Annotated in this window: 27 protein-coding genes; 9 read left to right on the top strand and 18 right to left on the bottom strand. The window is 68.2% G+C overall.

Features of this window, described 5'->3' with window-relative positions; all coding sequences use genetic code 11:
• Positions 1-117 precede the first annotated feature (117 nt).
• From HMPREF2886_RS23410 to HMPREF2886_RS23400, 3 genes are read left to right on the top strand one after another with little or no spacing between them, the layout of a single operon-like run.
• Positions 118-1527: an NAD(P)/FAD-dependent oxidoreductase gene (locus HMPREF2886_RS23410; protein ID WP_033972748.1), complete on the top strand. Its 1410-nt coding sequence runs from the start codon at positions 118-120 to the stop codon at positions 1525-1527.
• The gene (locus HMPREF2886_RS23405) at positions 1514-2752 is read left to right on the top strand and encodes an NAD(P)/FAD-dependent oxidoreductase (RefSeq protein ID WP_070748478.1); all 1239 of its coding nucleotides are present in this window, start codon (positions 1514-1516) and stop codon (positions 2750-2752) included. Before HMPREF2886_RS23410 ends, HMPREF2886_RS23405 begins: the two co-directional genes overlap by 14 nt.
• 20 nt (positions 2753-2772) lie before the next feature.
• Positions 2773-4188 (top strand): glycerol kinase, encoded by a 1416-nt coding sequence (locus HMPREF2886_RS23400; RefSeq protein WP_033972752.1) that lies wholly within the window; start codon positions 2773-2775, stop codon positions 4186-4188.
• 7 nt (positions 4189-4195) lie between these two features.
• On the opposite strand, the gene HMPREF2886_RS23395 is transcribed toward HMPREF2886_RS23400, so the two are convergent.
• On the bottom strand, positions 4196-5296 hold the full coding sequence (locus tag HMPREF2886_RS23395) for a DmpA family aminopeptidase (protein WP_042169405.1): 1101 nt from the start codon (positions 5294-5296) through the stop codon (positions 4196-4198).
• A 13-nt stretch (positions 5297-5309) separates the two neighbouring features.
• Entirely contained in the window at positions 5310-6677 is a 1368-nt protein-coding gene (locus HMPREF2886_RS23390; RefSeq protein ID WP_003110692.1) for an APC family permease, read from the bottom strand.
• Positions 6678-6877: 200 nt separating this feature from the next.
• Here HMPREF2886_RS23390 and HMPREF2886_RS23385 point away from each other — a divergent pair, with 200 nt between their 5' ends.
• On the top strand, positions 6878-7684 hold the full coding sequence (locus tag HMPREF2886_RS23385) for a helix-turn-helix transcriptional regulator (RefSeq protein ID WP_003083150.1): 807 nt from the start codon (positions 6878-6880) through the stop codon (positions 7682-7684).
• A 3-nt stretch (positions 7685-7687) separates the two neighbouring features.
• On the opposite strand, the gene HMPREF2886_RS23380 is transcribed toward HMPREF2886_RS23385, so the two are convergent.
• The 10 genes from HMPREF2886_RS23380 to ccmA all read right to left on the bottom strand — a co-directional run bounded on the left by HMPREF2886_RS23380 (position 7688) and on the right by ccmA (position 15246).
• Positions 7688-8104 carry a hypothetical protein gene (locus HMPREF2886_RS23380; protein ID WP_070748476.1) on the bottom strand — a complete coding sequence of 139 codons (417 nt, stop codon included), beginning with the start codon at positions 8102-8104 and terminating at the stop codon, positions 7688-7690.
• 26 nt (positions 8105-8130) lie between these two features.
• The gene (gene ccmI, locus HMPREF2886_RS23375) at positions 8131-9354 is read right to left on the bottom strand and encodes a c-type cytochrome biogenesis protein CcmI (RefSeq protein ID WP_070748474.1); all 1224 of its coding nucleotides are present in this window, start codon (positions 9352-9354) and stop codon (positions 8131-8133) included.
• A complete protein-coding gene (ccmH, locus tag HMPREF2886_RS23370; protein WP_003114292.1) occupies positions 9351-9818 on the bottom strand; it encodes a cytochrome c maturation protein CcmH in 468 nt (155 codons plus the stop codon). The genes ccmI and ccmH overlap by 4 nt, the downstream gene beginning before the upstream one ends.
• The gene (gene dsbE, locus HMPREF2886_RS23365; RefSeq protein WP_023086437.1) at positions 9815-10357 is read right to left on the bottom strand and encodes a thiol:disulfide interchange protein DsbE; all 543 of its coding nucleotides are present in this window, start codon (positions 10355-10357) and stop codon (positions 9815-9817) included. Before dsbE ends, ccmH begins: the two co-directional genes overlap by 4 nt.
• A gap of 3 nt (positions 10358-10360) precedes the next feature.
• Entirely contained in the window at positions 10361-12334 is a 1974-nt protein-coding gene (locus HMPREF2886_RS23360; protein WP_003107324.1) for a heme lyase CcmF/NrfE family subunit, read from the bottom strand.
• On the bottom strand, positions 12335-12823 hold the full coding sequence (ccmE, locus tag HMPREF2886_RS23355; protein WP_003083137.1) for a cytochrome c maturation protein CcmE: 489 nt from the start codon (positions 12821-12823) through the stop codon (positions 12335-12337). It abuts the gene before it with no gap.
• Positions 12820-12996: a heme exporter protein CcmD gene (gene ccmD / locus HMPREF2886_RS23350; protein WP_003083136.1), complete on the bottom strand. Its 177-nt coding sequence runs from the start codon at positions 12994-12996 to the stop codon at positions 12820-12822. Before ccmD ends, ccmE begins: the two co-directional genes overlap by 4 nt.
• Entirely contained in the window at positions 12993-13751 is a 759-nt protein-coding gene (locus HMPREF2886_RS23345) for a heme ABC transporter permease (protein WP_003083135.1), read from the bottom strand. The genes ccmD and HMPREF2886_RS23345 overlap by 4 nt, the downstream gene beginning before the upstream one ends.
• Before the next feature lie 122 nt (positions 13752-13873).
• The gene (ccmB, locus tag HMPREF2886_RS23340; protein WP_024917065.1) at positions 13874-14545 is read right to left on the bottom strand and encodes a heme exporter protein CcmB; all 672 of its coding nucleotides are present in this window, start codon (positions 14543-14545) and stop codon (positions 13874-13876) included.
• Positions 14542-15246, bottom strand: coding sequence for a cytochrome c biogenesis heme-transporting ATPase CcmA (gene ccmA, locus HMPREF2886_RS23335; protein ID WP_033972759.1), 705 nt, complete (start codon positions 15244-15246; stop codon positions 14542-14544). The genes ccmB and ccmA overlap by 4 nt, the downstream gene beginning before the upstream one ends.
• A 285-nt stretch (positions 15247-15531) precedes the next feature.
• On the opposite strand from ccmA, the gene HMPREF2886_RS23330 reads away from it, so the two are divergent.
• The 4 genes from HMPREF2886_RS23330 to HMPREF2886_RS23315 all read left to right on the top strand — a co-directional run bounded on the left by HMPREF2886_RS23330 (position 15532) and on the right by HMPREF2886_RS23315 (position 18458).
• The gene (locus HMPREF2886_RS23330) at positions 15532-17010 is read left to right on the top strand and encodes a flagellar hook-length control protein FliK (protein ID WP_003083123.1); all 1479 of its coding nucleotides are present in this window, start codon (positions 15532-15534) and stop codon (positions 17008-17010) included.
• Positions 17007-17342, top strand: coding sequence for an EscU/YscU/HrcU family type III secretion system export apparatus switch protein (locus HMPREF2886_RS23325; protein ID WP_070748472.1), 336 nt, complete (start codon positions 17007-17009; stop codon positions 17340-17342). Before HMPREF2886_RS23330 ends, HMPREF2886_RS23325 begins: the two co-directional genes overlap by 4 nt.
• A 100-nt stretch (positions 17343-17442) precedes the next feature.
• A complete protein-coding gene (locus HMPREF2886_RS23320) occupies positions 17443-17997 on the top strand; it encodes a GNAT family N-acetyltransferase (RefSeq protein ID WP_033972761.1) in 555 nt (184 codons plus the stop codon).
• A 107-nt stretch (positions 17998-18104) separates the two neighbouring features.
• Positions 18105-18458 (top strand): hypothetical protein, encoded by a 354-nt coding sequence (locus HMPREF2886_RS23315; protein WP_023464436.1) that lies wholly within the window; start codon positions 18105-18107, stop codon positions 18456-18458.
• 65 nt (positions 18459-18523) lie between these two features.
• On the opposite strand, the gene HMPREF2886_RS23310 is transcribed toward HMPREF2886_RS23315, so the two are convergent.
• The 4 genes from HMPREF2886_RS23310 to HMPREF2886_RS23295 all read right to left on the bottom strand — a co-directional run bounded on the left by HMPREF2886_RS23310 (position 18524) and on the right by HMPREF2886_RS23295 (position 21661).
• A complete protein-coding gene (locus tag HMPREF2886_RS23310) occupies positions 18524-19261 on the bottom strand; it encodes an SDR family oxidoreductase (RefSeq protein WP_057388112.1) in 738 nt (245 codons plus the stop codon).
• 133 nt (positions 19262-19394) lie between these two features.
• Complete coding sequence (locus HMPREF2886_RS23305; protein WP_070748470.1) at positions 19395-20123, bottom strand: purine nucleoside phosphorylase YfiH/LACC1 family protein; 729 nt, start codon at positions 20121-20123, stop codon at positions 19395-19397.
• Positions 20124-20182: 59 nt separating this feature from the next.
• A complete protein-coding gene (locus HMPREF2886_RS23300) occupies positions 20183-20599 on the bottom strand; it encodes a hypothetical protein (protein WP_033972765.1) in 417 nt (138 codons plus the stop codon).
• 90 nt (positions 20600-20689) lie between these two features.
• Positions 20690-21661 (bottom strand): helix-turn-helix transcriptional regulator, encoded by a 972-nt coding sequence (locus HMPREF2886_RS23295; protein ID WP_033972767.1) that lies wholly within the window; start codon positions 21659-21661, stop codon positions 20690-20692.
• Between the two features lie 108 nt (positions 21662-21769).
• Between HMPREF2886_RS23295 and HMPREF2886_RS23290 the strand changes: the two genes are divergently transcribed.
• Entirely contained in the window at positions 21770-22456 is a 687-nt protein-coding gene (locus tag HMPREF2886_RS23290) for a glutathione S-transferase family protein (protein ID WP_033976252.1), read from the top strand.
• A gap of 27 nt (positions 22457-22483) precedes the next feature.
• Here HMPREF2886_RS23290 and HMPREF2886_RS23285 read toward each other — a convergent pair whose 3' ends face one another.
• Together HMPREF2886_RS23285 and HMPREF2886_RS23280 are read right to left on the bottom strand one after the other, a co-directional pair.
• Positions 22484-22891 carry a DUF2802 domain-containing protein gene (locus tag HMPREF2886_RS23285; RefSeq protein ID WP_017001822.1) on the bottom strand — a complete coding sequence of 136 codons (408 nt, stop codon included), beginning with the start codon at positions 22889-22891 and terminating at the stop codon, positions 22484-22486.
• Between the two features lie 30 nt (positions 22892-22921).
• On the bottom strand, positions 22922-23401 hold the full coding sequence (locus tag HMPREF2886_RS23280; protein WP_003083098.1) for a chemotaxis protein CheW: 480 nt from the start codon (positions 23399-23401) through the stop codon (positions 22922-22924).
• Positions 23402-23435 lie beyond the last annotated feature (34 nt).

Below are 23435 nucleotides of genomic sequence, written 5' to 3'. Positions count from 1 at the left end.
TGACTGTTTCTCTTTCAGTTGCCACATTAAAACAACAAATTTCACATAAAATTCTGTGTGAAAATCAGTGTTACGGTCAAAAAAGCAAACTGATACCAAAAGAAACAGGCAGAAACGATGACTGAGCCGCTTGCGACAAAGACCGCGATCTTCGACGTTGCAGTGATCGGCGCTGGCGTGGTGGGTTGCGCCATGGCCCGCCGCTTCGCCCTGGAAGGTGCGCGGGTGGTCCTGCTGGAAAAAAGCACCGACATCCTCTCCGGTGCCAGCAAGGGCAACAGCGCGATCCTTCATACCGGCTTCGACGCGCCGCCCGGCAGCATCGAACTGGCCTGCATGCAGGAGGGCTATCGCGAATACCGCGACATCCATGCGCGCCTCAACCTGCCGCTGCTGGAAACCGGCGCCCTGGTGGCGGCATGGAGCGACGAGGATCTGGCGCGCCTGCCGGCCATCGTCGAGCAGGCCCACGGCAACGGTGTCGATGACGTCCGCCAGGTCGGTCGCGACGAGGTCCTGGCGCTGGAGCCGCAGTTGGCCGGCAATGTGCTCGGCGCGGTGCGAGTCCCCGGGGAACATCTGGTCGACCCCTGGTCCGCGCCGCTCGCCTATCTGCAACAGGCGCTGGCCCATGGCGCCGAAGCCTGTTTCGACGTCGAGGTGCTGGACGGTGTCTTCGGCGGCGGCGAATGGCTGCTGCATACCCGCCGCGGCGACCTGCGCACACGCCAGGTAATCAACTGCGCCGGACTCTTCGGTGACCAACTGGAACAGCGCCTGCTCGGCGCGGCGAGCTTCGCCATCCATCCGCGCAAGGGCCAGTTCGTGGTCTTCGACAAGGCCGCCGCGGCGCTGCTGCGGCACATCCTGCTGCCGGTACCCAACGAGCGGACCAAGGGGGTGGTATTCACCCGTACGGTCTTCGGCAACCTGCTCGCCGGCCCCACCGCCGAAGAACAGGACGATCGCGAACACGCACGGGTCGACAGCGACACCCTGCAGCGACTGATCGACGCCGCCGTCGAGCGGATCCCCGGCCTGCGCGGCATGCCGGTCACCGCCACTTACGCAGGATTGCGGCCGGCCAGCGAAAAGAAGGAATACCGCATCCGCCAGGTCGACGGACGCAACTGGATCAGTGTCGGCGGCATCCGTTCCACCGGTCTCACCGCGGCGCTGGGCATCGCACGCCACGTCTATCGTCTCTACCAGGGCGAGCGCTTCCACGAAGCGGTTCGCGAGCCGCTCTGGCCGCAGGTACCGAACCTCGCCGAACACCTGCCGCGCGACTGGCAGCGTCCCGGCTACGACGAGATCGTCTGCCACTGCGAGATGGTCACCCGCCGGGAGATCCTCGCTGCTCTGGAAGGCCCTCTGCCAGCCGGCGACTTCGGCGGTCTGAAGCGTCGCACCCGCGCCTGCATGGGACGCTGCCAGGGTTTCTACTGCAACGCGCGGGTCGCCGAGCTGAGCGCCGGCCGCCTCGCCCACCCCCTCGCCACCGGGAGTTGCCATGAGCATCACTGAACAGGTCGACGTCGCCATTGTCGGCAGCGGTCCCGCCGGATTGGCAGCCGCCATCGAACTACGCCGCCAGGGCGTCGCCCGGGTCTGCGTGCTGGAGCGCGACGGCGAGGCCGGCGGTATACCCCGGCATTGCGCGCATCCGCCCTTCGGCCTGCGCGAGCACGGCCGCCTATTGACCGGCCCGGCCTATGCACGGCGTAACGTCGAACAGGCCGAACGGGCCGGGGTGGATATCCGCCTGCGCCATAGCGTGGTCGCTCTCGCCACCGCCGGCCTGCTGCAACTGGCCACCCCCGAAGGCCCGCGCAGTCTGCGCGCGACACGCGTGCTGCTGGCCACCGGCGCACGCGAGACACCGCGCTCGGCGCGCCTGCTGGGCGGCGATCGGCCGCTGGGCGTGATCAATACCGGCGCGCTGCAAGCCTACCTCTATCTGCAAGGCCTGAAGCCGTTCGAACGACCGCTCATCGTCGGTACCGAGCTGGTCAGCCTGTCCGCCGTGATGAGCTGCCGGCGTGCCGGCATCCGCCCGGTGGCCATGCTCGAACGCAACGCACGGGCCACCGCGCGTTGGCCGCTGTCGTTGTTTCCCAGGCTGTGCGGAGTGCCGATGCACTTCTCCAGCGAGCTGCTGGAGATCGAAGGCCGCGGCCGGGTCGAGGCGGCGCGGGTACGCCTGGGCGACGGGCGCGTCGAACGGATCCCCTGCGACGGCATCCTCCTCAGCGGACGCTTCGTTCCCGAATCGAGCCTGGTCCGCCTCAGCCACCTGGAACTGGACCCGGCCAGCGGCGGCCCGCGCATCGATCAGTTCGGCAGATGCTCCGACCCCGCCTATTTCGCCGCCGGCAACCTGCTCCGGCCGATCGAGACCGCCGGGTGGTCGTTCCGCGAGGGACGAAGGATCGCCGGCCTGCTGGCCGCCGACCTGCGGGCCGAACTGCCGGTCGCCGCGCCTGGCATAGCCATCGATTGCAGTGGTCCGCTCAAGCTGTGCGTGCCGCAGCGGCTGCTGGCCGACCCGACACCCGGCCTGGCGCACCTGCAGCTACGCGTAAGCGAGGCCGCCAGCGGCCGCCTGCGGATACTGGCCGATGGTCGCCCGGTGTGGGAGCGCGCCCTGTCCTGCCTGCCGGAGCGCCGCCTGCTGGTGCCGCTGACCGCCCTGCGCCTACCGCCGGACACCCGGCGCCTGGAAGTCGCCTTCCTCACCTCCGGCCACTGAACCCGCGAAGAGAACCGACCATGCGAATCGCCGCCCTCGACCAGGGAACCACCAGTACCCGCGTGCTGGTCGCCAGCCAGGACGGCAGCGCCGATATTCAGTTGGCGCTGCGTCACCAGCAACATCATCCGCAGTCCGGCTGGGTCGAACACGATCCGCTGGAATTGCTGGCCAACCTGCAACGCTGCCTGGAGGCCAGCGGCCGGGTCGACGCCATCGGCCTGGCCAACCAGGGCGAAAGCTGCATGGCCTGGGACGCCCGCAGCGGCGAGCCGTTGTCGCCGCTGATCGTCTGGCAGGACAACCGCACCACCCCGCACATCGAGCGTCTACGCGCCAGCGGCGCCGAGGCGTTGGTCCTGGAACGCAGCGGCCTGCCGCTCGACGCCTATTTCTCGGCCAGCAAGCTGGGCTGGATCGTCGAGCACCTCCCTGCCGCTCGCAGGGCCTTGAAGGCAGGCCGCCTGCGCCTGGGAACCAGCGATGCCTGGTTTCTCGACCGCTTGTGCGGCACCTTCGCCACCGACGTCACCACCGCCTCGCGCACCGCATTGATGAACCTCGCCGAGGGCCGCTGGGACCCCGAGCTGTGCGCCCTGTTCGGCGTGCCGATCGAGTGCCTGCCGGAAATCCGCGATACCGTCGGCCATTTCGGGGTGATCGGCAACACCCCGCTGACGGCCTCGGTGGTCGACCAGCAGGCCTCGCTCTACGGTCACGGCTGTCGCCAGCCGGGTGATGCGAAGATCACCTTCGGCACCGGCGCCTTCGCCCTGACTCTCAGCGGCGAGCGGATCATCCGCTCGCCGGAGACAGGCCTGCTCGCCACCATCGCCTGGCAGATCGATGGCAAGCCGGTGTACGCCATGGACGGCGGGGTCTACGACGCCAGCGCCGCGGTCGAGTGGGCCGGGCGTCTCGGCCTGTTCAGCGACTTCTCGGAACTGGCCGGCTTCGACCGTCCGCCGGCCATCGACCGCGGCCTGGCCTTCGTCCCGGCCTTGTCGGGACTCGCATGCCCGCACTGGGACCGCAGCGCCGGCGCGATGTGGCTGGGAATGGACGCCGGCACCCGCCGCGAGGACCTCTGCCAGGCCCTGCTCGAAGGCGTGGTGCTGCGCAGCGCCGAGGTGATCCAGGCGATGGACGGCTACCTGAAGGTCACCGACCGCCTGTCCATCGACGGAGGCCTGGCGCGCAGCCCCTACTTCGCCCAGTTCCTCGCCGACAGCCTGCAACGGCGCATCGTCACCCAGCGCTTCGACGAACTCACCGCCTTCGGTTGTGCCGCCCTTGCCGCGCGTGGCCTCGGCCACGAACTGGCGGAGCCGCGCAACACCCGCACGGAGTTCCAGCCGCGGGTCGACGCCGGCACCGCCCGGCGCTGGCACGTGCGTTTCAGCGAAGCGGTGGCGCGCACCCGCGGCTGGCGCTGAGCCGCTTTCAGCGTCCCGGCCAGCCGGTCTCGCGCAGCGCCGCCAGGAGCGTCTCCCCCTTCAGCGCGGGCACTAGCCGGCCGTCCTCGGTGCACATGTCCTCGCCGGCCAGCAGCACGTTGACGATGGCTTCTTCCACTGCCTCCGCCGCCGCGGCGAACAGCGGCGAGATGTGGTCGTTGTTGAGCATCCGCAGCGGCGTGCTCTGCGGCAGGCCCTTGCGCGCATAGTCGGCTGGCGGCAGGTCCTGGTTGCCGGTGGCGAAAGCGAGGAACACGTCGCCGCTGGAGTCCTCGGTGCCGCCGCCGGTACGAGCGATGCCGATCGAGGCGCGCTGCGCCAGGCGCTGGCACTGGTGCGGCAGCAGCGGCGCGTCGGTGGCCAGGATCACCACGATGGAACCCATACCCGGGGTGCCTTCCTCGCTGAACGGCGAGGGGATTTCGCCCAGCCGGCGGCCGACCGGATAGCCGTCGACCCGCAGCTCGCGGCGCTGGCCGTGGTTGGCCTGGACCAGCGCGCCCACCGTCCATCCCCCCTGCTCCGCCGGCAGCCGCCGCGATGCGCTACCGATGCCACCCTTGAACTCGTGGCAGATCATCCCGGTGCCGCCGCCCACCGAACCTTCGCGGACCGGTCCGGACTCGGCGCAGGCCAGCGCCTCGCCGACCTGGCGGGCGCCGACGTGCTGGCCCCAGATATCGTTGAGCAGGCCGTCGAAGGTCTCCATCACCACCGGCATGCACCAGTACAGCCCACTGTCGCCGAGTTCGGCGCGCTCCTCGGCGATCAGCGCGTCGCGCACCGCGCCGACGCTGTGGGTATTGGTGATGGCGATCGGGGTGGTCAGCAGGCCGGCCTCGCGGATCCACTCCAGGCCCGTGGCGTCGCCGTTGCCGTTGAGCACATGGCAGCCGGCGAAGCAGGGTTGCAGGCGCGCCGCACCGGCGCGCGGCTGGACCAGGGTGACGCCGGTGCGAACCAGCCTGCCGTCGATCCGCTGGTTCAGGGTACTGTGGCCGACGCGCACGCCGGCAACGTCGGTGATCGCGTTGAACGGGCCGGGAGTGCCCAGGCCGAGGGTGATGCCAAGTTGTCGAGCGCGCATGCGGACTCCTGTTTCAAAGCTTCTGGAACGCCGGACTGAGCTTGCCGTAGGTGCAGTAGAGAATCACCGACACCGCCAGCAGTCCGACAATGATCATCACGTCCCTGGCCGAGGCCGCCAGGAACAGGTTGAGCAGCAGGTATCCCGCCCCGCTCACCGCCAGCAGCGCCGGCAGCGGCCACAGCGGCATCCGGTAGGGATGCTCGCGGTCGCGCCGCAGCACCCGGCTGAACAGCGCGCAGAGGGCGACGATCAGGTAGACCATGACGATCAGCAGCACGGTGAACGAGGTCAGTTCGGCCAGGTTGGAGCTGAAGCTCAGCGCCGCCGAGGGAATGGCGAGGAACAGCGTGGCCAGCCAGGGCGATTCCCAGCGCGGATGGATACGGGTGAAGGCACGGTTCAACGCCGGCATCCAGAGCGCGTCGCGACCGCTGCTGAAGATCACCCGGGCGCTCTGGATGACGATGGCGACGATGGCGTTGAACACCGAGAGGAAGATCCCGGCGCTGACCAGGCGCGACAGTGTCTCGTTGCCGTGGCTGTTCAACAGGTAGCCGATCGGATCGGGGCTGGCGAGCATCGCCGGGAGCGACGGCGCGCCGATCAGCAGCGCGGCGAGCGGGACGATCTCGATCAGCACCACCAGCGCCAGCGACCAGAGCACCGCGCGATGCACGCTGTGACCGCCGTCCTTCATGTCCTCGGCGAGCAGCACCGCGCCGCCGAAACCGTTGTAGGAGAACAGCGCGGTACCGACCGCTCCGATCACCAATGCCCAGGGTGCAATCGCCAGCAGCCCGCCGTCGCCGACTACCTGCGGCTGCAGAAGGACGCTCGCCGGTTGCTGTGCATGGCCGAAACCGAGGCCGACGATCACCAGCAGCGCCGCCACTTCCAGCAGCAGGCAGGTACCCGTGACCCAGGCGTTGACGCGGATGTTGAGGATGCCCAGCAGGTAGCTGAAGGCAACGATCGCCAGGGCCACGGTCTGCGCATCGAAGTGGGTGCCGAGGGCAGCGTTCAGGTAAGTCGCCGCGCCGGTGGCGAGCACCGGCGGGATGAACAGCAGCATCGCCAGCACCGTGAGGAAGGTGGCGTAGCCGGCCAAGCCGCCGAACACGCGCTTGGCGTAGACATACTCGCCGCCGGCGGTGCTGTGCGCCCTGCCCAGCTCGGCATAGCACCAGGCGAACATCAGCGCCAGCACCCCGGCCAGGGCGAAGGCCCAGAACGCGCCGGTGCCGGCCTGCTGGATGGCGAAAGGGGCGATGACGAAGACGGAACTGGCGGGAGTGACCGCGGAAACGGTGATGGCGACCACGTCGAACACGCCCAGCGTGGGTTTCAGCGCACTTTCGGGCGCGGGGGAAGAGCTCATGTCGTTGTCCTCTGATTGTTATTGAAGTTGAGGCAGTAACGGAGACTCGCGGCGGCCCCTTGCCGGGGCGCTGGTTATGCGCCGACTCTAGGAGCGCGGAACCGGCGGGCCAATCACCCTTTGGGGTTACGCCCCTTGACGCGGCGGGTGGAAAAGCCGCAAACCGGAGCCTGCGAAAACCCACCGTGGAGCGAATACGGATGCACACCCTGTTCCGGGACATCGGCATGCACGCCAGCCTGGGCCGCGCCATCGAACAGATCGGCGGCAACCGCTTCTGGAAGCAATTGATCCTGCTGCTGCGCCAGCACCTGCCGTTCGACAACGCCCTGGCGATCTTCTACCCCGCCAACGGCGTGCCGGTGGCCCTGGAGGAATACGACGCCGAACCGCACGCCGGGCCGGCCTCGATGCTCGCCTACCTGAACGGGCTGTACCTGCTCGACCCCTTCTACCAGGCTTGCCGGGAAGGCCTGGCCAGCGGCCTGTACCGCCTCGAGGAGATCGCCCCGGACCATTTCCGGCAGAGCGAGTACTACCTCAGCTACTTCCACGACAACGTTCTGGAGGACGAGGTGCAGTTCATCCTCCAGGTGCCTGGCCAGGGCGCGCTGTCGCTGTCGTTGGGCATGCAGAGGATGTTCGCCGACGAGGAATGCGGGATGCTCGGGTTGCTCTCGAGCTGGGTCCTGGCGCTGATGCAGCAGCACTGGCAGCAACGCAGCCAGCGCCTGTTGCCGGCTGCACCGCAGGAAGAGATGGCCACGCAGATACGCGACGCCCTCAGCCACTTCGGCGCCAGCGTGCTATCGGAACGGGAACTGGAGATCGCCCGCCTGATCCTTCGCGGCTACTCGTCGAAGGCCATGGCCGAGCGCCTGGCGATCTCGCCGGAGACAATCAAGGTCCATCGGCGCCACCTGTACGCCAAGCTGGACATTTCCTCGCAACCGGAGCTGTTCTCGCTGTTCATCCAGTCGCTCGGGCACGACCCGGAGAACCCCTAGGGATCATGGATTGGCGTAGCGCCGGCTGAGACCGGGCGGGATGCCGCGAGCGTCGGTCTCGGTCCATGGTCCCTGCGGGCCGGTGGACCAGAACCAGCCGCCGTCCCACCGGTAGTAGGTGCGCTGGCGGTAGTAGAGATCGCGCTCGCCACGGATCACGTAGACCCCCAGGCTGCCGTCCCAGACGCCCTTGCCGCCTGGCGGCGGGGCGAACTGCGGACGCGAGCGGCTGGGCTGCGCCGGAGTCTGCGGTTGCGGGGTGATGCGCGGCGGGGTCGCGCCGGGCGCGCTGGACGGACCGGGCTGCGGCTGGCTCTGCGGCGGCAGCGAGGCCGGCGGTTCGCTGGTCTGCGGCGGATGCACCACGCACCCGCCGAGACCGCCCAGGAGAATCGCCAGACCCAGATACTTCGCCTTCACCGCCGCACCTCCCCAACCGATTGTCGTTATGGCCGGGCCGCCTGGGGCTGGTCCGGGCCGTCGATGGTCAGCGCTTGCGCCGACGACTGGGCAGTAGACAACGGTTTGCCGCGTCCGATCCACTCGCCGGAGATGGCGTTACCGGCGCGGGATACCCGTGCCACCAGCTCGACCTGCGGGAAACCGCTGAGCTTGAGCTGCGGCATCATGGCGTCGGCATCGCTCAGGCTGACCTCGGCCGGCAGGTCGGCGACGGTCAGGCGCTTCACTGCCAACGGCATCGGCGGGCCGCCGACGGCGCGGGCGAAGACGAACACGCTGTCGTCGGCCTTGACCTGGCCCTTCACCGCGTCGCTGATATCCACCTTCACCGTCAGGGTCACCTGGGCGGCGACGGGCGCGGCAGGCGCCGGCGGGGTCTGCCCGGCCTCGGTCATGCGCTCGCGGGCGCGCTGGATGCCGCCCTGGATCGCCGAGCGCGCCGGGTCCTCGTTCGGCAACACCGACACCAGGCGCTCCCAGAAGCCGATTGCGTCGGCGTAGCGCTGCTCTTCGAAGGCGGCGATGCCGAGCAGGCCGAGGGTGGTCACTTCGGCCGGGTCGCCCTTCAGCGCCTCGTCGGCCAGGCCCTTGATCTGCGCGGTCATTTTCTTGCCGCCGGAGAAATACAGTGCCTGCGCCCACTGGCCGAGCACTTCCGGCTGCCGCCCGCTGAGTTCGGCGGCGCGTTCGAAGGCCCGCGCCGCATCGGCGCCGCGTTCCTGGGTCATGTAGGTGCGACCGAGGAAGTACCAGCCCTGGGCGGAATCCGGCTGGGCCTGTACCGCGCGCTCCAGGCGCGCAGTCATCTCTTCCATGGAGTGCGGCGCCTGGGCGAATTCGCGGGCCAGCTCGACCTTGTCGCTGGCGCCCCAATGCAGGTACAGGCCGAGCGCGACCAACGGCACCAGCAGCGCCGCGACCAGCGGGACCGCCCGGCCCAGGCGCGAGCTACGCTCCTCGCCGCTGCCCTCGGTGTCGGCGAGCAGTTCGCGGGCAGCCTCGGCGCGGCCATTCTCCAGTTGCTCGGCGGTCAGCGTGCCGGCGGCCTGCTGGCCGGCCAGCTCGGCGATCCGCTCCTGGTAAAGCGCGACGTTCAGGGCGGTACGGTCTTCCTCGGCCTGGGCGCGACGGCCACGCAGCAGCGGAATCAGCAGGAATGCCAGGGCCGCCAGCAGCAGCAGGCCGGCAGCGAGCCAGAAATCGATCATTTGTCGTTCTTCAACAGGTTGGCGAGGCGCGCTTGCTCCTCGGCGGACAGGGTGGTTTGCACCTTGGCAGCGGTGCGCCGGCGGCGCAGGACGATCACGCCGATCACCAGCACGCCGAACAGCAGCAAGGCGCCCGGACCGAACCAGAGCAGCCAGGTACGCTCGTTGACCGGCGGCTTGTAGCGAACGAAATCACCGTAGCGGGCAACCATGTAGTCGACGATCTCGCCGTCGCTCTTGCCCTGCTGCAACTGGCCGTAGATCTGCTTGCGCAGGTCGGCGGCGATCGGTGCGTTGGAGTCGGCGATGTCCTGGTTCTGGCACTTCGGGCAGCGCAGTTCCTGGGTCAGGTTGCGGAAGCGCTCGCGCTCGGCGTCGCTGGCGAACTCGTAGGTGTCGATGGCGGCCCGGGCCACGCCGCAGAGGGCGAGACCGAGCAGCGCGGTGGCGAGGAAACGCTTCATCGGGCCTCCGGCTCGTCCAGCAGTTGCTGGTACAGCGGCGCCAGTTGCTCGCGCCAGACTTTCTGGTCGACCACCCCGACGATCTTGTGGCGGATGATGCCCTGTTTGTCGATCAGGTAGGTTTCCGGCGCACCGTACACGCCCAGATCCAGGCCCAGGGTGCCGTCGGTGTCGCTGATGCTCAGCAGGTAGGGATTGTGCAGCTCGTTCAGCCACTTGATGGCGGCGGCGTTGTCGTCCTTGTAGTTGATCCCGTAGATCACCACGCCCTGCTCGGCCAGTCGGGTCAGTTCCGGGTGCTCGACCCGGCACGACGGGCACCAGGTGCCCCAGACGTTGACCAGCGCCGGCTTGCCCTTGAGGTCGGCCTCGGTCAGGCGCCGGGCCGGGTCCTGCACGCTGGGCAGGTCGAAGGCCGGGAACGGCTTGCCGATCAGCGCCGAGGGCAGCTCGCTGGGGTCCAGCCAGAGGCCGCGGAAGAGGAACACCGCGACGATCAGGAAGATCCCCAGCGGCAGCAGCAGAATCGCTCGTTTCAAGACTCAGGCTCCCTGACCGGCGAGGCCCAGGGCCTCGCGCACACGTGTTTTCACCTTCACCCGGTAGCGCCGATCGAGCGCCGCCAGGGCGCCGCCGAGGCCCATCAGCAGGCCACCGAACCAGATCCAGCGGACGAACGGCTTGACGTGCACGCGCACCGCCCAGGCACCGTTCTCCAGCGGCTCGCCGAGCGCCACGTAGAGGTCGCGGGTAAAGCCGGCATCGATCCCGGCCTCGGTCATCATCGAACTCTGCACGGTGTACAGGCGCTTCTCCGGATGCAGGGTGGCGATCTCCTTGCCGTCGCGGCTGACGTGGATGCTGCCCTTGTCCGAGGTGTAGTTCGGCCCTTCGTGGTGCTTCGCGCCGTCGAAGAGGAAGTGGTAGCCGCCCAGTTCGACGGTGTCGCCGGGCGACATGCGCAGGTCGCGCTGGGCGCTGTACTGGCTGCTGAGGACGATACCGATGGCGCACACGGCGATGCCCAGGTGTGCCAGTTGCATGCCCCAGTAGCTGCGGGTCAGGCTGCGGGCGCCGGCCAGCACGCCCTTGTGCCGGGTCTTGTCGAGGAAGTCGCGGAAACCGGCCAGGACCACCCAGGCGGACAGCAGGAACACCGCCAGCACCGCCCAGTTGAAATCGCCGAAGTACATCGAACCGGCCGCCGCCAGGACCGCGCTGGCCACCAGCACCGGGGTCAGCATGCCGAGCAGCCAGCGGCTCGGGGTGTCCTTCCAGCGCACCAGCACGCCGACCGCCAGGGCCGCCATCAGCGCCGCCATCAGCGGTAGGAACATGGCGTTGAAGTACGGCGGGCCGACCGACAGCTTGGCGCCACTGAGGGCATCGAGCAGCAGCGGGTAGAGGGTCCCGAGGAGGATCATCGAGGCCGCCACCACCAGCACCAGGTTGTTCAGCAGCAGCAGGGTCTCGCGCGACCACAGGGCGAAGCCGACCTGGCTCTTGACCACCGGCGCGCGCAGGGCGAACAGGGTCAGCGAGCCACCGACCACCAGCAGCAGGAAGGCGAGGATGAACACCCCGCGCTCCGGGTCGGAGGCGAAGGCGTGCACCGAGGTGAGCACGCCGGAGCGGACCAGGAAGGTGCCCAGCAGGCTCAGGGAGAAAGCGGCGATCGCCAGCAGCACGGTCCAGCTCTTGAACACGCCGCGCTTCTCGGTCACCGCCAGCGAGTGGATCAGTGCAGTGCCGACCAGCCAGGGCATGAAGGAGGCGTTTTCCACCGGGTCCCAGAACCACCAGCCCCCCCAGCCCAGCTCGTAGTAGGCCCACCAGGAGCCGAGCACGATGCCGATGCCGAGGAAGGCCCAGGCCACCAGGGTCCAGGGCCGCGACCAGCGCGCCCAGGCGGCGTCCAGGCGGCCGCCGAGCAGTGCGGCGATGGCGAAGGCGAAGGCCACCGAGAATCCGACGTAACCCATGTAGAGCATCGGCGGGTGGACGATCAGGCCGACGTCCTGCAGCAGCGGGTTGAGGTCGTTGCCGTCCATAGGGGTCTGCGGCAGCAGGCGGCTGAACGGGTTGGAGGTGATGATCAGGAACAGCAGGAAGCCGGTGCTGATCATGCCCATCACCGCCAGCACGCGGGCCAGCATGACCTCCGGCAGTTGCCGGGAGAAGATCGACACGGCGAAGGTCCAGCCACCGAGGATCAGCGCCCAGAGCAGCAGCGAACCTTCGTGGGCGCCCCAGACGGCGCTGAACTTGTAGTACCAGGGCAGCGCGCTGTTGGAGTTGCCGGCCACGTAGGCCACCGAGAAGTCGTCGCGCAGGAAGGCCCAGGTCAGGCAGCCGAAGGCGAAGGCGAGGAAGGCGAACTGCCCCCAGGCCGCCGGGCGCGCCAGGCTCATCCACTGGCGGTCGCCGCGCCAGGCGCCGACCAGCGGCAGGCTCGACTGCACCAGGGCCAGGCAGAGGGCGAGGATCAGGGCCAGGTGGCCGAGTTCGGGGATCATCTACTTGCCCTCCTGGTTGTACGAGGTCTCGCCGGCGGCCTTGCCGTTCTCGTAGTGCTTCAGTTGGCCGCTGTCCTTGAGCGCCTTGGTGACTTCCGGCGGCATGTAGTTCTCGTCGTGCTTGGCCAGCACTTCATCGGCCACCAGCACGCCGTCGCCGCCCAGCTTGCCGAGGGCGACGATGCCCTGCCCCTCGCGGAACAGGTCGGGAAGGATGCCATGGTAGGCGATGGTCACTTCCTTGGCGCCGTCGGTGACCACGAAACGCACGTTCAGCGAATCCTCGCTGCGTTGCAGAGAACCCTTTTCCACCAGGCCGCCGGCGCGGATACGGGTGTCGGTCGGCGCTTCGCCGTTGGCGATCTGGGTCGGGGTGTAGAACAGGTTGATGTTCTGTTGCAGGGCCGACAGCGCCAGGCCCACCGCGGCACCGACCCCCACCACGATGGCGAGGACAATGATCAGACGTTTCTTGCGGACCGGATTCACTGCTGGGCCTCCCGGCGCAGACGACGCGCCTCTTCTTGCAGGTAGCGGCGCCGGGCCAGCAGCGGCTCGGCGACATTGATCGCCAGCACCAGCAGGCTGATGCCGTAGGCCGACCAGACGTAGGGGCCGTGATGGCCCATGGCGAGGAAGTCGCCGAACGATTCGAAGCTCATCGTGCCTTCTCCACCAGGGCCTTCACCTCGGCTTTCGCCCAGGCGGTGCGGGACTCGCGCTTGAGCACTTCCAGGCGCATGCGCACCAGCAGCATGGCCGCGAAGAAGCAATAGAAGCCGAGGACCATGATCAGCAACGGCAACCACATCTCCACCGGCATCGCCGGTTTCTCGGTGATGGTGAAGGTGGCCGGCTGGTGCAGGGTGTTCCACCACTCCACCGAGTACTTGATGATCGGGATGTTCACCACGCCGACGATGGCCAGTACGGCACAGGCCTTGGCCGCGCTGTCGCGGTTACTGATCGCCTGGCCGAGGGCGATGATGCCGAAATAGAGGAAAAGCAGGATCAGCATCGCCGTCAGGCGCGCGTCCCAGACCCACCAGGCGCCCCAGGTCGGCTTGCCCCAGACGGCCCCGGTAAGCAGCGCGACGAAGGTCATCCAGGCGCCAATGGGGGCGGCGCACTGCACCGCCACGTCGGCGATCTTCATCTTCCAGATCAGCCCGACGGCACCGGCCACGGCCAGCATGACGTAGCAGGACTGGGCGAGGAAGGCCGCCGGCACATGGATATAGATGATGCGGAAGCTATTGCCCTGCTGGTAGTCCGGCGGCGCGAAGGCCAGCCCCCAGACGCAGCCGGTGACGATCAGCAGCGCCGCCGCCACGGCGAACCAGGGCAGCCAGCGGCCGCTGATCTCGTAGAACCACTTGGGCGACCCAAGCTTGTGAAACCATGTCCAATTCATCATCAGGCTCTGTTTACAGGGCTCTTTGGAAATACCGGGCAGGCCTTCCGCTGCCAGCCCGGGTCAAGCGTGGGCGACGCAGCCGCCCGGTACCGCACGCCCGCCGATGCCTTCGGCGGGCGGACTCACTCGCCTACGCTGATCTTCAGGCCGGCAGCGATGGCGAATGGCGTGAGTGTCAATGCTAGCGCCGTCAGGCTCGCCAGCCACAATAAATGTCCGCTGTTGGGCAGTCCCTGCAGCGAAGCCTGCAGCGCCCCGCTACCGAGAATCAGCACCGGGATGTACAGCGGCAGGATCAGCAGCGCCAGCAACAGGCCGCCGCGCTTGAGGCCCACGGTCAAGGCCGCGCCGACGGCGCCGAGCAGGCTCAGCACCGGCGTACCGAGCAACAGGGAAAGCAGCAGCACCGGTATGCAACGGGCCGGCAGGCCCAGCATCAGCGCGAACAGCGGCGACATCAGGACCAGGGCCAGCCCGGAAAACAGCCAGTGTGCCAGCACCTTGGCCAGCACCAGAAGAGCCAGGGGGTGCGGCGAAAGGACCCACTGCTCCAGAGAACCGTCCTCGAAATCGCTGCGGAACAGCCCTTCCAGCGAGAGCAGCACGGCCAATAGCGCCGCCACCCAGACCAGGCCGGGCGACAAGGTTTGTAGCAATTGGCTCTCCGGCCCGACCGCCAGGGGAAACAGGGCGATGACGATGGCGAAGAAAACCAGCGGGTTGGCCAGCTCCGCCGGACGGCGGAACAGCAGGCGCGCCTCGCGCGCCAGGAGCAGGCTGAAGACGTTGCTCATGCCGGATCGCCCGCCAGCGCCGGCTCGACCGTCGCGCCGCTGGCCGCCTTGAACACGCCGAGGTCCAGCTCGCGGTAGCCGACGGGCACCTGCTGCAGGCTGTGGTGGGTGGTCAGCACCACCATCCCGCCGCGCTGGCAATGCCCGGCCAGGTGCGCTTCCAGTTGCGCCACCCCCTGTTTGTCGAGGGCGGTGAAGGGTTCATCGAGGATCCACAAGGGTGGTGCGTCCAGGTACAGGCGGGCCAGCGCCACGCGGCGTTGCTGGCCGGCGGAAAGGGTGTGGCAGGGAACGTCCTCGAAACCACGCAGGCCGACGTCGGCCAGGGCTTGCCAGATCGCCTCGCGGCTGGCCGGCTGGTGCAGCGCGCAGAGCCAGGTGAGATTCTCCTCGGCGCTGAGCAGGCCCTTGATTCCCGCGGCGTGGCCGATCCACAGCAGGCTGCGTGCCAGTTCGCCGCGCTGTTCGGCGAGCGGCCGGCCGTTCAGGCGGACTTCCCCGGCGGTCGGCTGCATCAGCCCGGACAGCAGGCGCAGCAGGCTGGTCTTGCCGCTGCCGTTGGGACCCACCACCTGCAGCATCTCGCCGGCGGCCAGGCGCAGGTCGAGGCGCTCGAACAGCATGCGCCAGTCGCGCTCGCAGGCGAGCCCGACGGTTTCCAGCAAGGGGCTGGCTGTGGGGACTTCAGCAGGATCGGACATCGAACAACATCGCCAAGCGTCTCTCCTCGTCGCGGCGCCGGAGGCCTTCACGGAACAGACCCTAAAGTCGGGATAAACACGGCCGCTATACTGGTGACGACGCGGCCAGCCTGTTTGACAGGCGCGGCATTATACACGCCCTTCCCCAGCCTCCGCAGGGTCGTTTAAGACAGGTTGTTACCCATGCCAGCCGAGATAGGCGCTTCCCCGCCACTACCCCCGGTCTCCGCCCCGCGCCCGCTGCCGCCGGCGCAATCGCAGGGCAACGCCCAGGCCGACGCCGAGATGACCCTGAAGCTGGTGCAGACCCTGGCCGGCCTGCTGGGCGAAGGCGAGTCGGGCAAGGCCGAGGTGCTGGCGGTCAAGGAAGGCCTGGCGAACAATTTCCAGGTCCTGCTCAAGCTGACCCTGGCGAACAGCGGGCAGAGCCTGGTGGAAGTGCAGAGCAATCGGCCGCTGGTGCCGGGCAACCTGCTCAATGTCAGCGCCACCAGCAATACCAGCGTGGTTGCCACCCTGCTCGACAGCATGGCCGGCGCTGGCCCGCTGAGCAGCCTCGACCTGGAGCAACTGCCTCCCGGCACCCTGCTCCAGGGCAAGGTTCTGTCCAGCACCGCGCTGCCGGCGGACAAGGCCCAGCAGGTGGTCTACCGGGTCCTGCTGAACCTGCTCAATACGCCGCTCGCCGGCAGCAAGCTGAGCCTCGATTCGCCCCAGGCGCTGCCGGTCGGCAGCCTGCTCACGGCGCTGGTGAAAAACAGCCAGCAGATCGACTTCCTGCCGCTCAGCGGACGCCTCGACCAGCTTGCGCTGGGCCAGCAACTGGCCGGGCAGAGCGCCCGCCAGGCTTCCCTGGAAGGCCTGTTCGCCGCCCTGCAGGGGCTGAACGGCCGCAACGACCTGCCGGACAGCCTGCGCCAGGCCGTGGAGCGCCTCTTCGCCGGCCTGCCGGAGGCGCAGAAGATGGGCGATTCCAAGCTGCTCGGCCAGGCCCTGCAGCAGAGCGGCCTGTTCCTCGAGGCGCGCCTGATGCAGGGCGCCACCGATCATCTCGGCCAGGACCTGAAGGCCAACCTGTTGCGCCTGTTCGCCCAGCTGTCGCCGCTACCGCCGACCGGCGCCCAGGCGCCGGGCATGTTCGCCGGCAACACGGCGAACCTGGCCCAGGCGCTGCCGGCCTTTGTCCGCAACGCCCTGGGCAACCTGGGACAGAGCGCCAACAAGACCCAGGCACTGAACTTTCCCCTGCCGAGCAAGGTTCTCCAACTGTTCGACGAGGACATGGAACTGGAGTCGCTGCTGCGCCTTGCCGCCGCGGCGATCTCCCGCCTGCAGACCCATCAGTTGTCGAGCCTGGCGCAGACCAGCACCCTGCCGGATGGCACCCAGCTGGCGACCTGGCAGATGGAGGTGCCCATGCGCCATCAGCACTCGGTGGTGCCGTTGCAGGTGAAGTTCCAGGAAGAACAGCGCAAGACCGGCGAAGAGGCCCGCGAAAGCCTCTGGCGCGTCGAACTGGCCTTCGACCTGGAGCCGCTGGGACCGCTGCACGCCCAGGCGACCCTGCTGCGCGGCAGCCTGTCCAGCCAGCTTTGGGCCGAGCGCGACGCGACCGCGCGGCTGGTCGAGCATGAACTCGGCCACCTGCGCCAACGCCTGCGCGACGCCGGCCTGACCGTTGGCGAGATCACCTGCCAACGCGGCCGCCCGCCCCAGGGCCCGCGAGCGACCATCGAACAACGCTGGGTAGACGAAACCGCATGAACAGAAAGCAGGCACCCGCCCCGCGCCAGGCCATCGCCCTGAGCTACGACGGCCAGGCCGCGCCGACCCTTTCCGCCAAGGGCGACGCCGAACTGGCCGAGGCGATCCTGGCCATCGCCCGCGACTACGAGGTACCGATCTACGAGAACGCCGAGCTGGTCCGCCTGCTCGCCCGCCTGGAACTCGGCGACGCCATTCCGGAAGCGCTGTATCGCACCATCGCCGAGATCATCGCCTTCGCCTGGCACCTGAAAGGCAAATGTCCCGAGGGCTTCGCGCCGGACGCCGCGAATGGCAACGAGTTGCTGCTGCTCGGCGGTCCCGGCGACTGAGCCAGCCCGCACGGCGAAACATCCGCACGCACATCAGCTCCAGGACCTCGCCGCTGCGCGCTAAGCTGCGCAGCCTCCGACCTCGGCAAAGGAGCGCCCGATGAACTTCGTCTTTCCCCACCCGTTGGACACCCCGCGCCTGCGGCTACGCACTTTCCGAGAGGAAGACGCCGCGCCGCTGTTCGCCATGATGTCCGACCCGGAAGTCATGCGTTACTGGAACACACCGCCGTGGACGACCCCTGCGCAGGCCCGCGAGGCGATCCTGCGGGACAGCCAGGCGCTCGTCGACGGTGAATACCTGAACCTGGCCATCGAGCGTCGAGAAGACGGCCAATTGCTCGGCAGTTGTACCCTCTTCCATTTCGAGAAAGGCTCGCGCCGCGCCGAACTCGGCTACTGCCTGGCACGTGCAGCCCAGGGCCGGGGCTATATGGGCGAGGCGCTGCGCAGGCTGCTGGCGTTCGCTTTCGATGAAATCGACCTGAACCGCCTGGAGGCGGAGATCGATCCGCGCAACCGGCCTTCGGCCGCCAGCCTGGAGCGCCTGGGCTTCCGCCAGGAGGGCCTGCTCGCACAACGCTGGATCGTTTCCGGAGAAGTCTCCGACTCGGCGCTCTACGGATTGCTCGCCGAGCACTGGCGCAACCGCTGAAGGAGGAACCACCGGCAGGGCCCGCCATCCGTCGCTTTGCACAGAACCTGTCGTTCGCGCCACGGTCTTTAGACGGCACACCACATGCCTGCGGAGGCATCCCTCAAATGAAAAAACATACCCTGTTCGCCGTAGCCGCTCTCGGCCTGCTGTTCGCGGGCAGCACCCTGCTGCCTGGCGAGCTTTCTCCTGTCGGCTCCGCTTATGCCAAGGGCGGCAATGGCGGCGGAAATGGCGGCGGCAACGGTGGCGGTCATGGCGGCGGCAAGGGCGGCAGCCATGGCGGCAACCTCGGCGGCCACTCCAGCAAAGGCCATGGTTCAGCCACCTCCGGCATCGCCAGCTCCCGCGACAGCCGCGGGCTGTCGCAGGCCAGCGCGATCTCCGCCACCACCCCCGGCGATCACAACAGCAAGGGCTTGAGCAACGCCATCGGCTCCTCGACCAAGAACGACCGCTGACCGCCAGTCGCGACCACGAAAAAGCCGGCCTTCGCGCCGGCTTTTTCGTGCCCCGCCCACACGGCTCAGGCGAAACCGCCGTTGACCCGCAGCACCTGGGAATTGACCCAGGCCCCGTCCGGCCCGGCGAGGAAGGACACCGCCGCGGCGATTTCGTCCGGTTCGCCGAGACGCTCCAGCGGCGCCAGCCTGGCGATCTGGTCGATCTGTTCGGCGCTCTTGCCGTTGAAGAACAGCTCGGTGGCCACCGGGCCGGGCGCCACCGCGTTGACCCTGATGTCCTGGCCGCGCAACTCGTTGGCCAGAACGTGCACCAGCCCCTCGACCCCGGACTTGGACGCGATGTACGGACCGTAGCTGGGCAGCGCCCGGGCAATCACGCTGGTGGACAGGGCGATGATCCGCCCGCCGCGCTCGACATGCCGGGCAGCCAGGCCGAGCACGATGAAGGCGCCACGCAGGTTGGTGCGGATCACCCGGTCGAAGCCCTCCAGGTCGCCGTCGGCGATCTTCAGGTAGGGCATCGTGCCGGCGCTGTTGACCACCACGTCGATGCGGCCGAAGGCGCCCCTGGTGGCTTCGAACAGCTTGTCCATGTCCTCCGGGCTGGCCACGTCGCCCTGTACGGCGATGGCCGCGCCGCCGGCGGCGGCGATTTCGGCCACGACCTCGTCGGCCATGGTCTGGTTGCCGGCATAGTTGACCGCGACCGCGAAACCGTCGGCGGCCAGCCGCCGGGCAATGGCACGACCGATGCCGCGGGAGGCGCCAGTGACGATGGCGGCTTGGGTGATGTCAGGCATGCTGGGGCTCTCCTGGAATGAGCATGGCGACAGCCACGCATCGACAAGGAAAGTCTAGAAGCCGGGTATTGGCGGATAAACAGCCGACAACCGTCATGACTATCCAGGATTTCCGGACAATACCGATACGCAGTCACGGCTTGCGCGCGATCCAGGCGTACTGCTGGCGCTTCTCCTCGCCCAGGCGCTGGCGTCGGCGATGACTGGCGAACGCATCGCCGGAACAGTAGGTGCAGATGGCGCTGGCTTCGATCTGCGCCGGCCCGACGCCGGCGGCCTGGAACAACTGGCGACAGAAGGCCACCAGGTCCAGCCAGGCGCCCTGCTCCGCCTGCCTTGGCTCGGGCGGAGCGAACCGGGGTGGCCGCTCGGGGAGCGGACGACGCTGGCTCCAGGGCGGCGCCGTGCCCTCCCAGAGGCGGCCGTGGCCGACCTGCAACGCCTCGATGAACCCGGCACTCACCTCGTAGCAGCAGGCTTTGATCCCGGGACCGATAGCGACCCGGATATCCACGCTGGCGACGCCGCGCGCATTGAAGCGCGCCACCGCCGCGCCGACGATACCGGCGACGAGCCCCTGCCAGCCGCCATGCAGGGCGGCCACCACCCGACCGTCGCGGCTGCTCATGAGAATCGGCAGGCAGTCCGCGGTGACCACCGCAACCGCCAGCGGCCCTTCGCCTTCGCTGAAGACGCCGTCGGCGGCATGCCGTCCCGATTCCGACAGCGAGCGCGCGTCGACGATCTCGGCGCCATGCACCTGCCGGCAATGGAATATCCGCTCGGAGAGTGCCTGGCCGGCTTGCTGGAAGCCATGCTCGATGCCTTCGATCGCCTTGAGGATGTCGGCCTGGACGGTCATGCGCTGTCTCGCCATGGAAGGTTGGAAAACGACCTTACCTCATCTTCCCAGGAACCGCTTCAGGCGATGCCGCGCAGGAGGTCGGGGGAGCCGCGATCACGCTTGATCAACGCGGCCAGGGCGACCTGGCCCAGGGGCCGGTCGGACACCGCGCCGATGCTCAGGCCATGGCCCCTGCTCCACTCGAACAACAGGCGCTTCTCGCGGCAATCGAGCTCGCCCACCAGCAGGAAGCGCCGGATGCTGCCGCTGCGTCCCAGCATCGTCAGCGTGCCCTTGCAGCCCTGGTCCAGGCGGAATCCGTCGTAGAGGCAATAGTCGTACGGGTGGCCCTGGTCCAGGGAGCGCCGCAGCTCCCGTCGGTCCAGGCACAGGCTCAGGTGGAAGTAGCCGCAGCGGTTGAACAGCGCTCCGTACCTGAGCAAACGGCCGGGGTTGGCGCACAGCACCATCGCGCGCAGGGGTATTGCAGGCATCCTTGTGGCCTCCTGGAAACGTGCTGGTTGACCAGGACCGATTCTAGAAAGCGGCAGTCGCACAATTAATAGGACTTTTCCTCTAAATGCCTACCTGTGATCTGAAGCTTCCTCCTGGCCCAGGTTACGCAGGACACGCTCGGCCTGGCGCCTCAACGGCTCGCGCAACTCCAGCGGCTGCCTGACCTCGAAGTCGAACGGCAGGCCGCACAGGCGCCGGGCGAACCAGTCCAGGTCGTCGGTGCTGGCGCGCAACAGCGTACCGCCATCGACCTCGGCGAGCAGACCGAGGGGCTCGCCGAGCACCGCGACCACCTGCTCTCTCGCCGCCCGCATCAGGATTTCCACCGGGTAGGCGCGCGGCATCCGGGCGAAGCTCTCCCGCAGGTGGCGGAGGGTATCGAAATCCGCCGGTCGCTCGAAGCGCTCCGCCAGCATGCGCGGCGCGTCCAGGCGATCGAGACGGAACGAGCGCAACGCCTGGCGCAGGTGGCAGAAACCGCTGACGTACCAGCAGCCGTTGCGATAGGCCAGGCCGTAGGGATCGAGTTGGCGGAGGGTTTCGGCTCCCTGCGGGTCGCGATAGCGGAACTCGACCCGCGCACGGACCTGGGCGGCTTCGGCGAGGGTCGCCAGCGCCGCCACACTGGTTCCCGCCCGGGCGCGGGCCAGGTCCAGGCTGGCGGTCTCGCGGAGCGCCACGAGGCGCCGCCGCAGTGCAACGGGCATCACCCTGCTCAGCTTGGCCTGCGCACTTTCCAGGGCCAGCTCGCTTTCGCCCAGGCCGAGACTGCGCACCGCCAGCAGGCCGAGGGACACGGCCAGGGTTTCCTCCGCGCTGAACATCAGCGGCGGGAGCTTGAAACCGGCCACCAGGCGGTAACCGCCATGGCGTCCGCGCTCCGCCGAGATGGGAATGCCCAGCTCCTCGAGGGCGACGATATAGCGACGCAGCGTCCGTCCATCCACCTCCAGGCGCCTGGCCAGCTCGCTACCGCTGAGCTGGCCGTGGCTCTGCAGCAGTTCGAGCAGGGCGAGCACGCGCACCGTGGGCTTGGCCATTTTTCGATCCGTCGGAAAAATCAGGACCGAATATAGCCTATATAACCCCTACCCTGCGTTCAGCCCGGTTGCGATGCGCAACGTGCGTTACCTGAACGGAGATGGAAAATGGAACCTGTACTGTTTTATGGCGTACCCCACGGCTGTTCCTTCGGCTCGATCGTGGCCCTCGAGTGGCTCGGCCGCCCCTATCGCCTGTGCCGGATCGAGATGCCGCTGGAGACCGGCGAGCGCACCTACGTGCGCCTGAACCCGGCTCGACAGACGCCCACCCTGCTCCTGGAGGACGGCCGCGCACTCAGCGAAAGCCTGGCCATTCTCCAGCACCTGGCGGCGCGCGACCTGTGCAGGAAGCTCGGCTATCCGCAGGGCAGCGCCGAGTTCGACGAACTGAACTTCGCCCTCGCCCTCCTGCATACCGAATGCCATTCGGCCTGGGGGGCCCTGTTCTATCTGGAGGACGCCGACGTAACCACGACGGCAAGGGCTCTGGCGCGCGCGGCGCGAGCCTATGGCCGGATCGACAAGCTGCTCGGCGACCGCAAGTGGCTGGCCGGCGAAGGGCCGAGCGTGGCCGACGCCTACCTCGCGGGTACCGCTCGCTGGGGACGGGAGCTGGGCTACTTCGACCTGCAACACGACTTTCCGCGCCTGCATCGACACCTGGAGAAGCTGGAGCAGGACCCGGCGGTGCGCTTCGCCCATGCTATCGAGGATCGCCTGCCGGCGCAGAGCTGCGGGGAGTTCAGGGGAGAGGTGACACTGGCAGAAGTGGCGAGCCGCCTGCTCGCCTGAAAAGCGCCAGCGCCGGGCCGGCGGCCGTCACTTGCCCTTGGCTTCGTGCAGGCGCGCCACCAGCTCGGCCTCGGCCTGCGACAGACCGCAGGCCTGGGTCAGGTCTTCGGCGCTGGCGCCGAGCCCGACCAGGCGTGCGGCCTGGCTGAACGACAGCGTGGTCGGATCGCGCTGCTCCAGGCGCGCGACCCGGTCGGGAAGCGGCGCGAGTTGCTTGCCCAGGTCCTGCAAGGCCTCGCCCATGCGCACGTTGACCTGCTGGTAGGACTCGATGCGCTTGCTCAGCTCCTTGAGCCGGCGCTCGCGCGCGGCGCCCTCCTCCGCCTGCTGCGCCAGCGCAGCTTGCAGGCGGCGCAATTCACGGCGCAGCCACAGGCACGCCGCCGCCAGGCCGAGGCAGGCGGCGACCGCCAGTGCCAGCGCGACGACCTCCATCTCAGCAGGCCCTCGTGTCGGTCGAACGCATCAGATGCTGCCCAGCTCCGACCATTCTTCCTCGGTCATCATCTTGTCCAGCTCGACCAGGATCAGCAGCTCGCCGTTCTTGTTGCAGACCCCCTGGATGAACTTGGCCGACTCTTCGTTGCCGACGTTCGGCGCGGTCTCGATTTCCGACTGCTTCAGGTAGACCACCTCGGCGACGCTGTCGACCAGGATGCCGACCACCTGCTTGTCCGCCTCGATGATGACGATCCGCGTGTTGTCGCTGACCGGCGCAGGGTCCAGGCCGAAGCGCTGGCGGGTGTCGATCACCGTGACCACGTTGCCGCGCAGGTTGATGATGCCCAGCACGTAGCTCGGCGCGCCCGGCACCGGGGCGATCTCGGTGTAGCGCAGCACCTCCTGGACCTGCATCACGTTGATGCCGTAGCTCTCGTTGTCCAGGCGGAAGGTGACCCACTGCAGGATCGGATCTTCGGCGCTTTGCGCGGTGGCTTTGCTCATTCCTCTAACCTCTCGAAAACCGCCGCAAGCGGCG

Source organism: Pseudomonas sp. HMSC066A08 (assembly GCF_001813025.1).
Taxonomy (GTDB): Bacteria; Pseudomonadota; Gammaproteobacteria; order Pseudomonadales; family Pseudomonadaceae; genus Pseudomonas; species Pseudomonas aeruginosa.
Note: the sequence above shows the minus strand (reverse complement) of the source record. Positions and strands in the feature narration are given on the sequence as shown.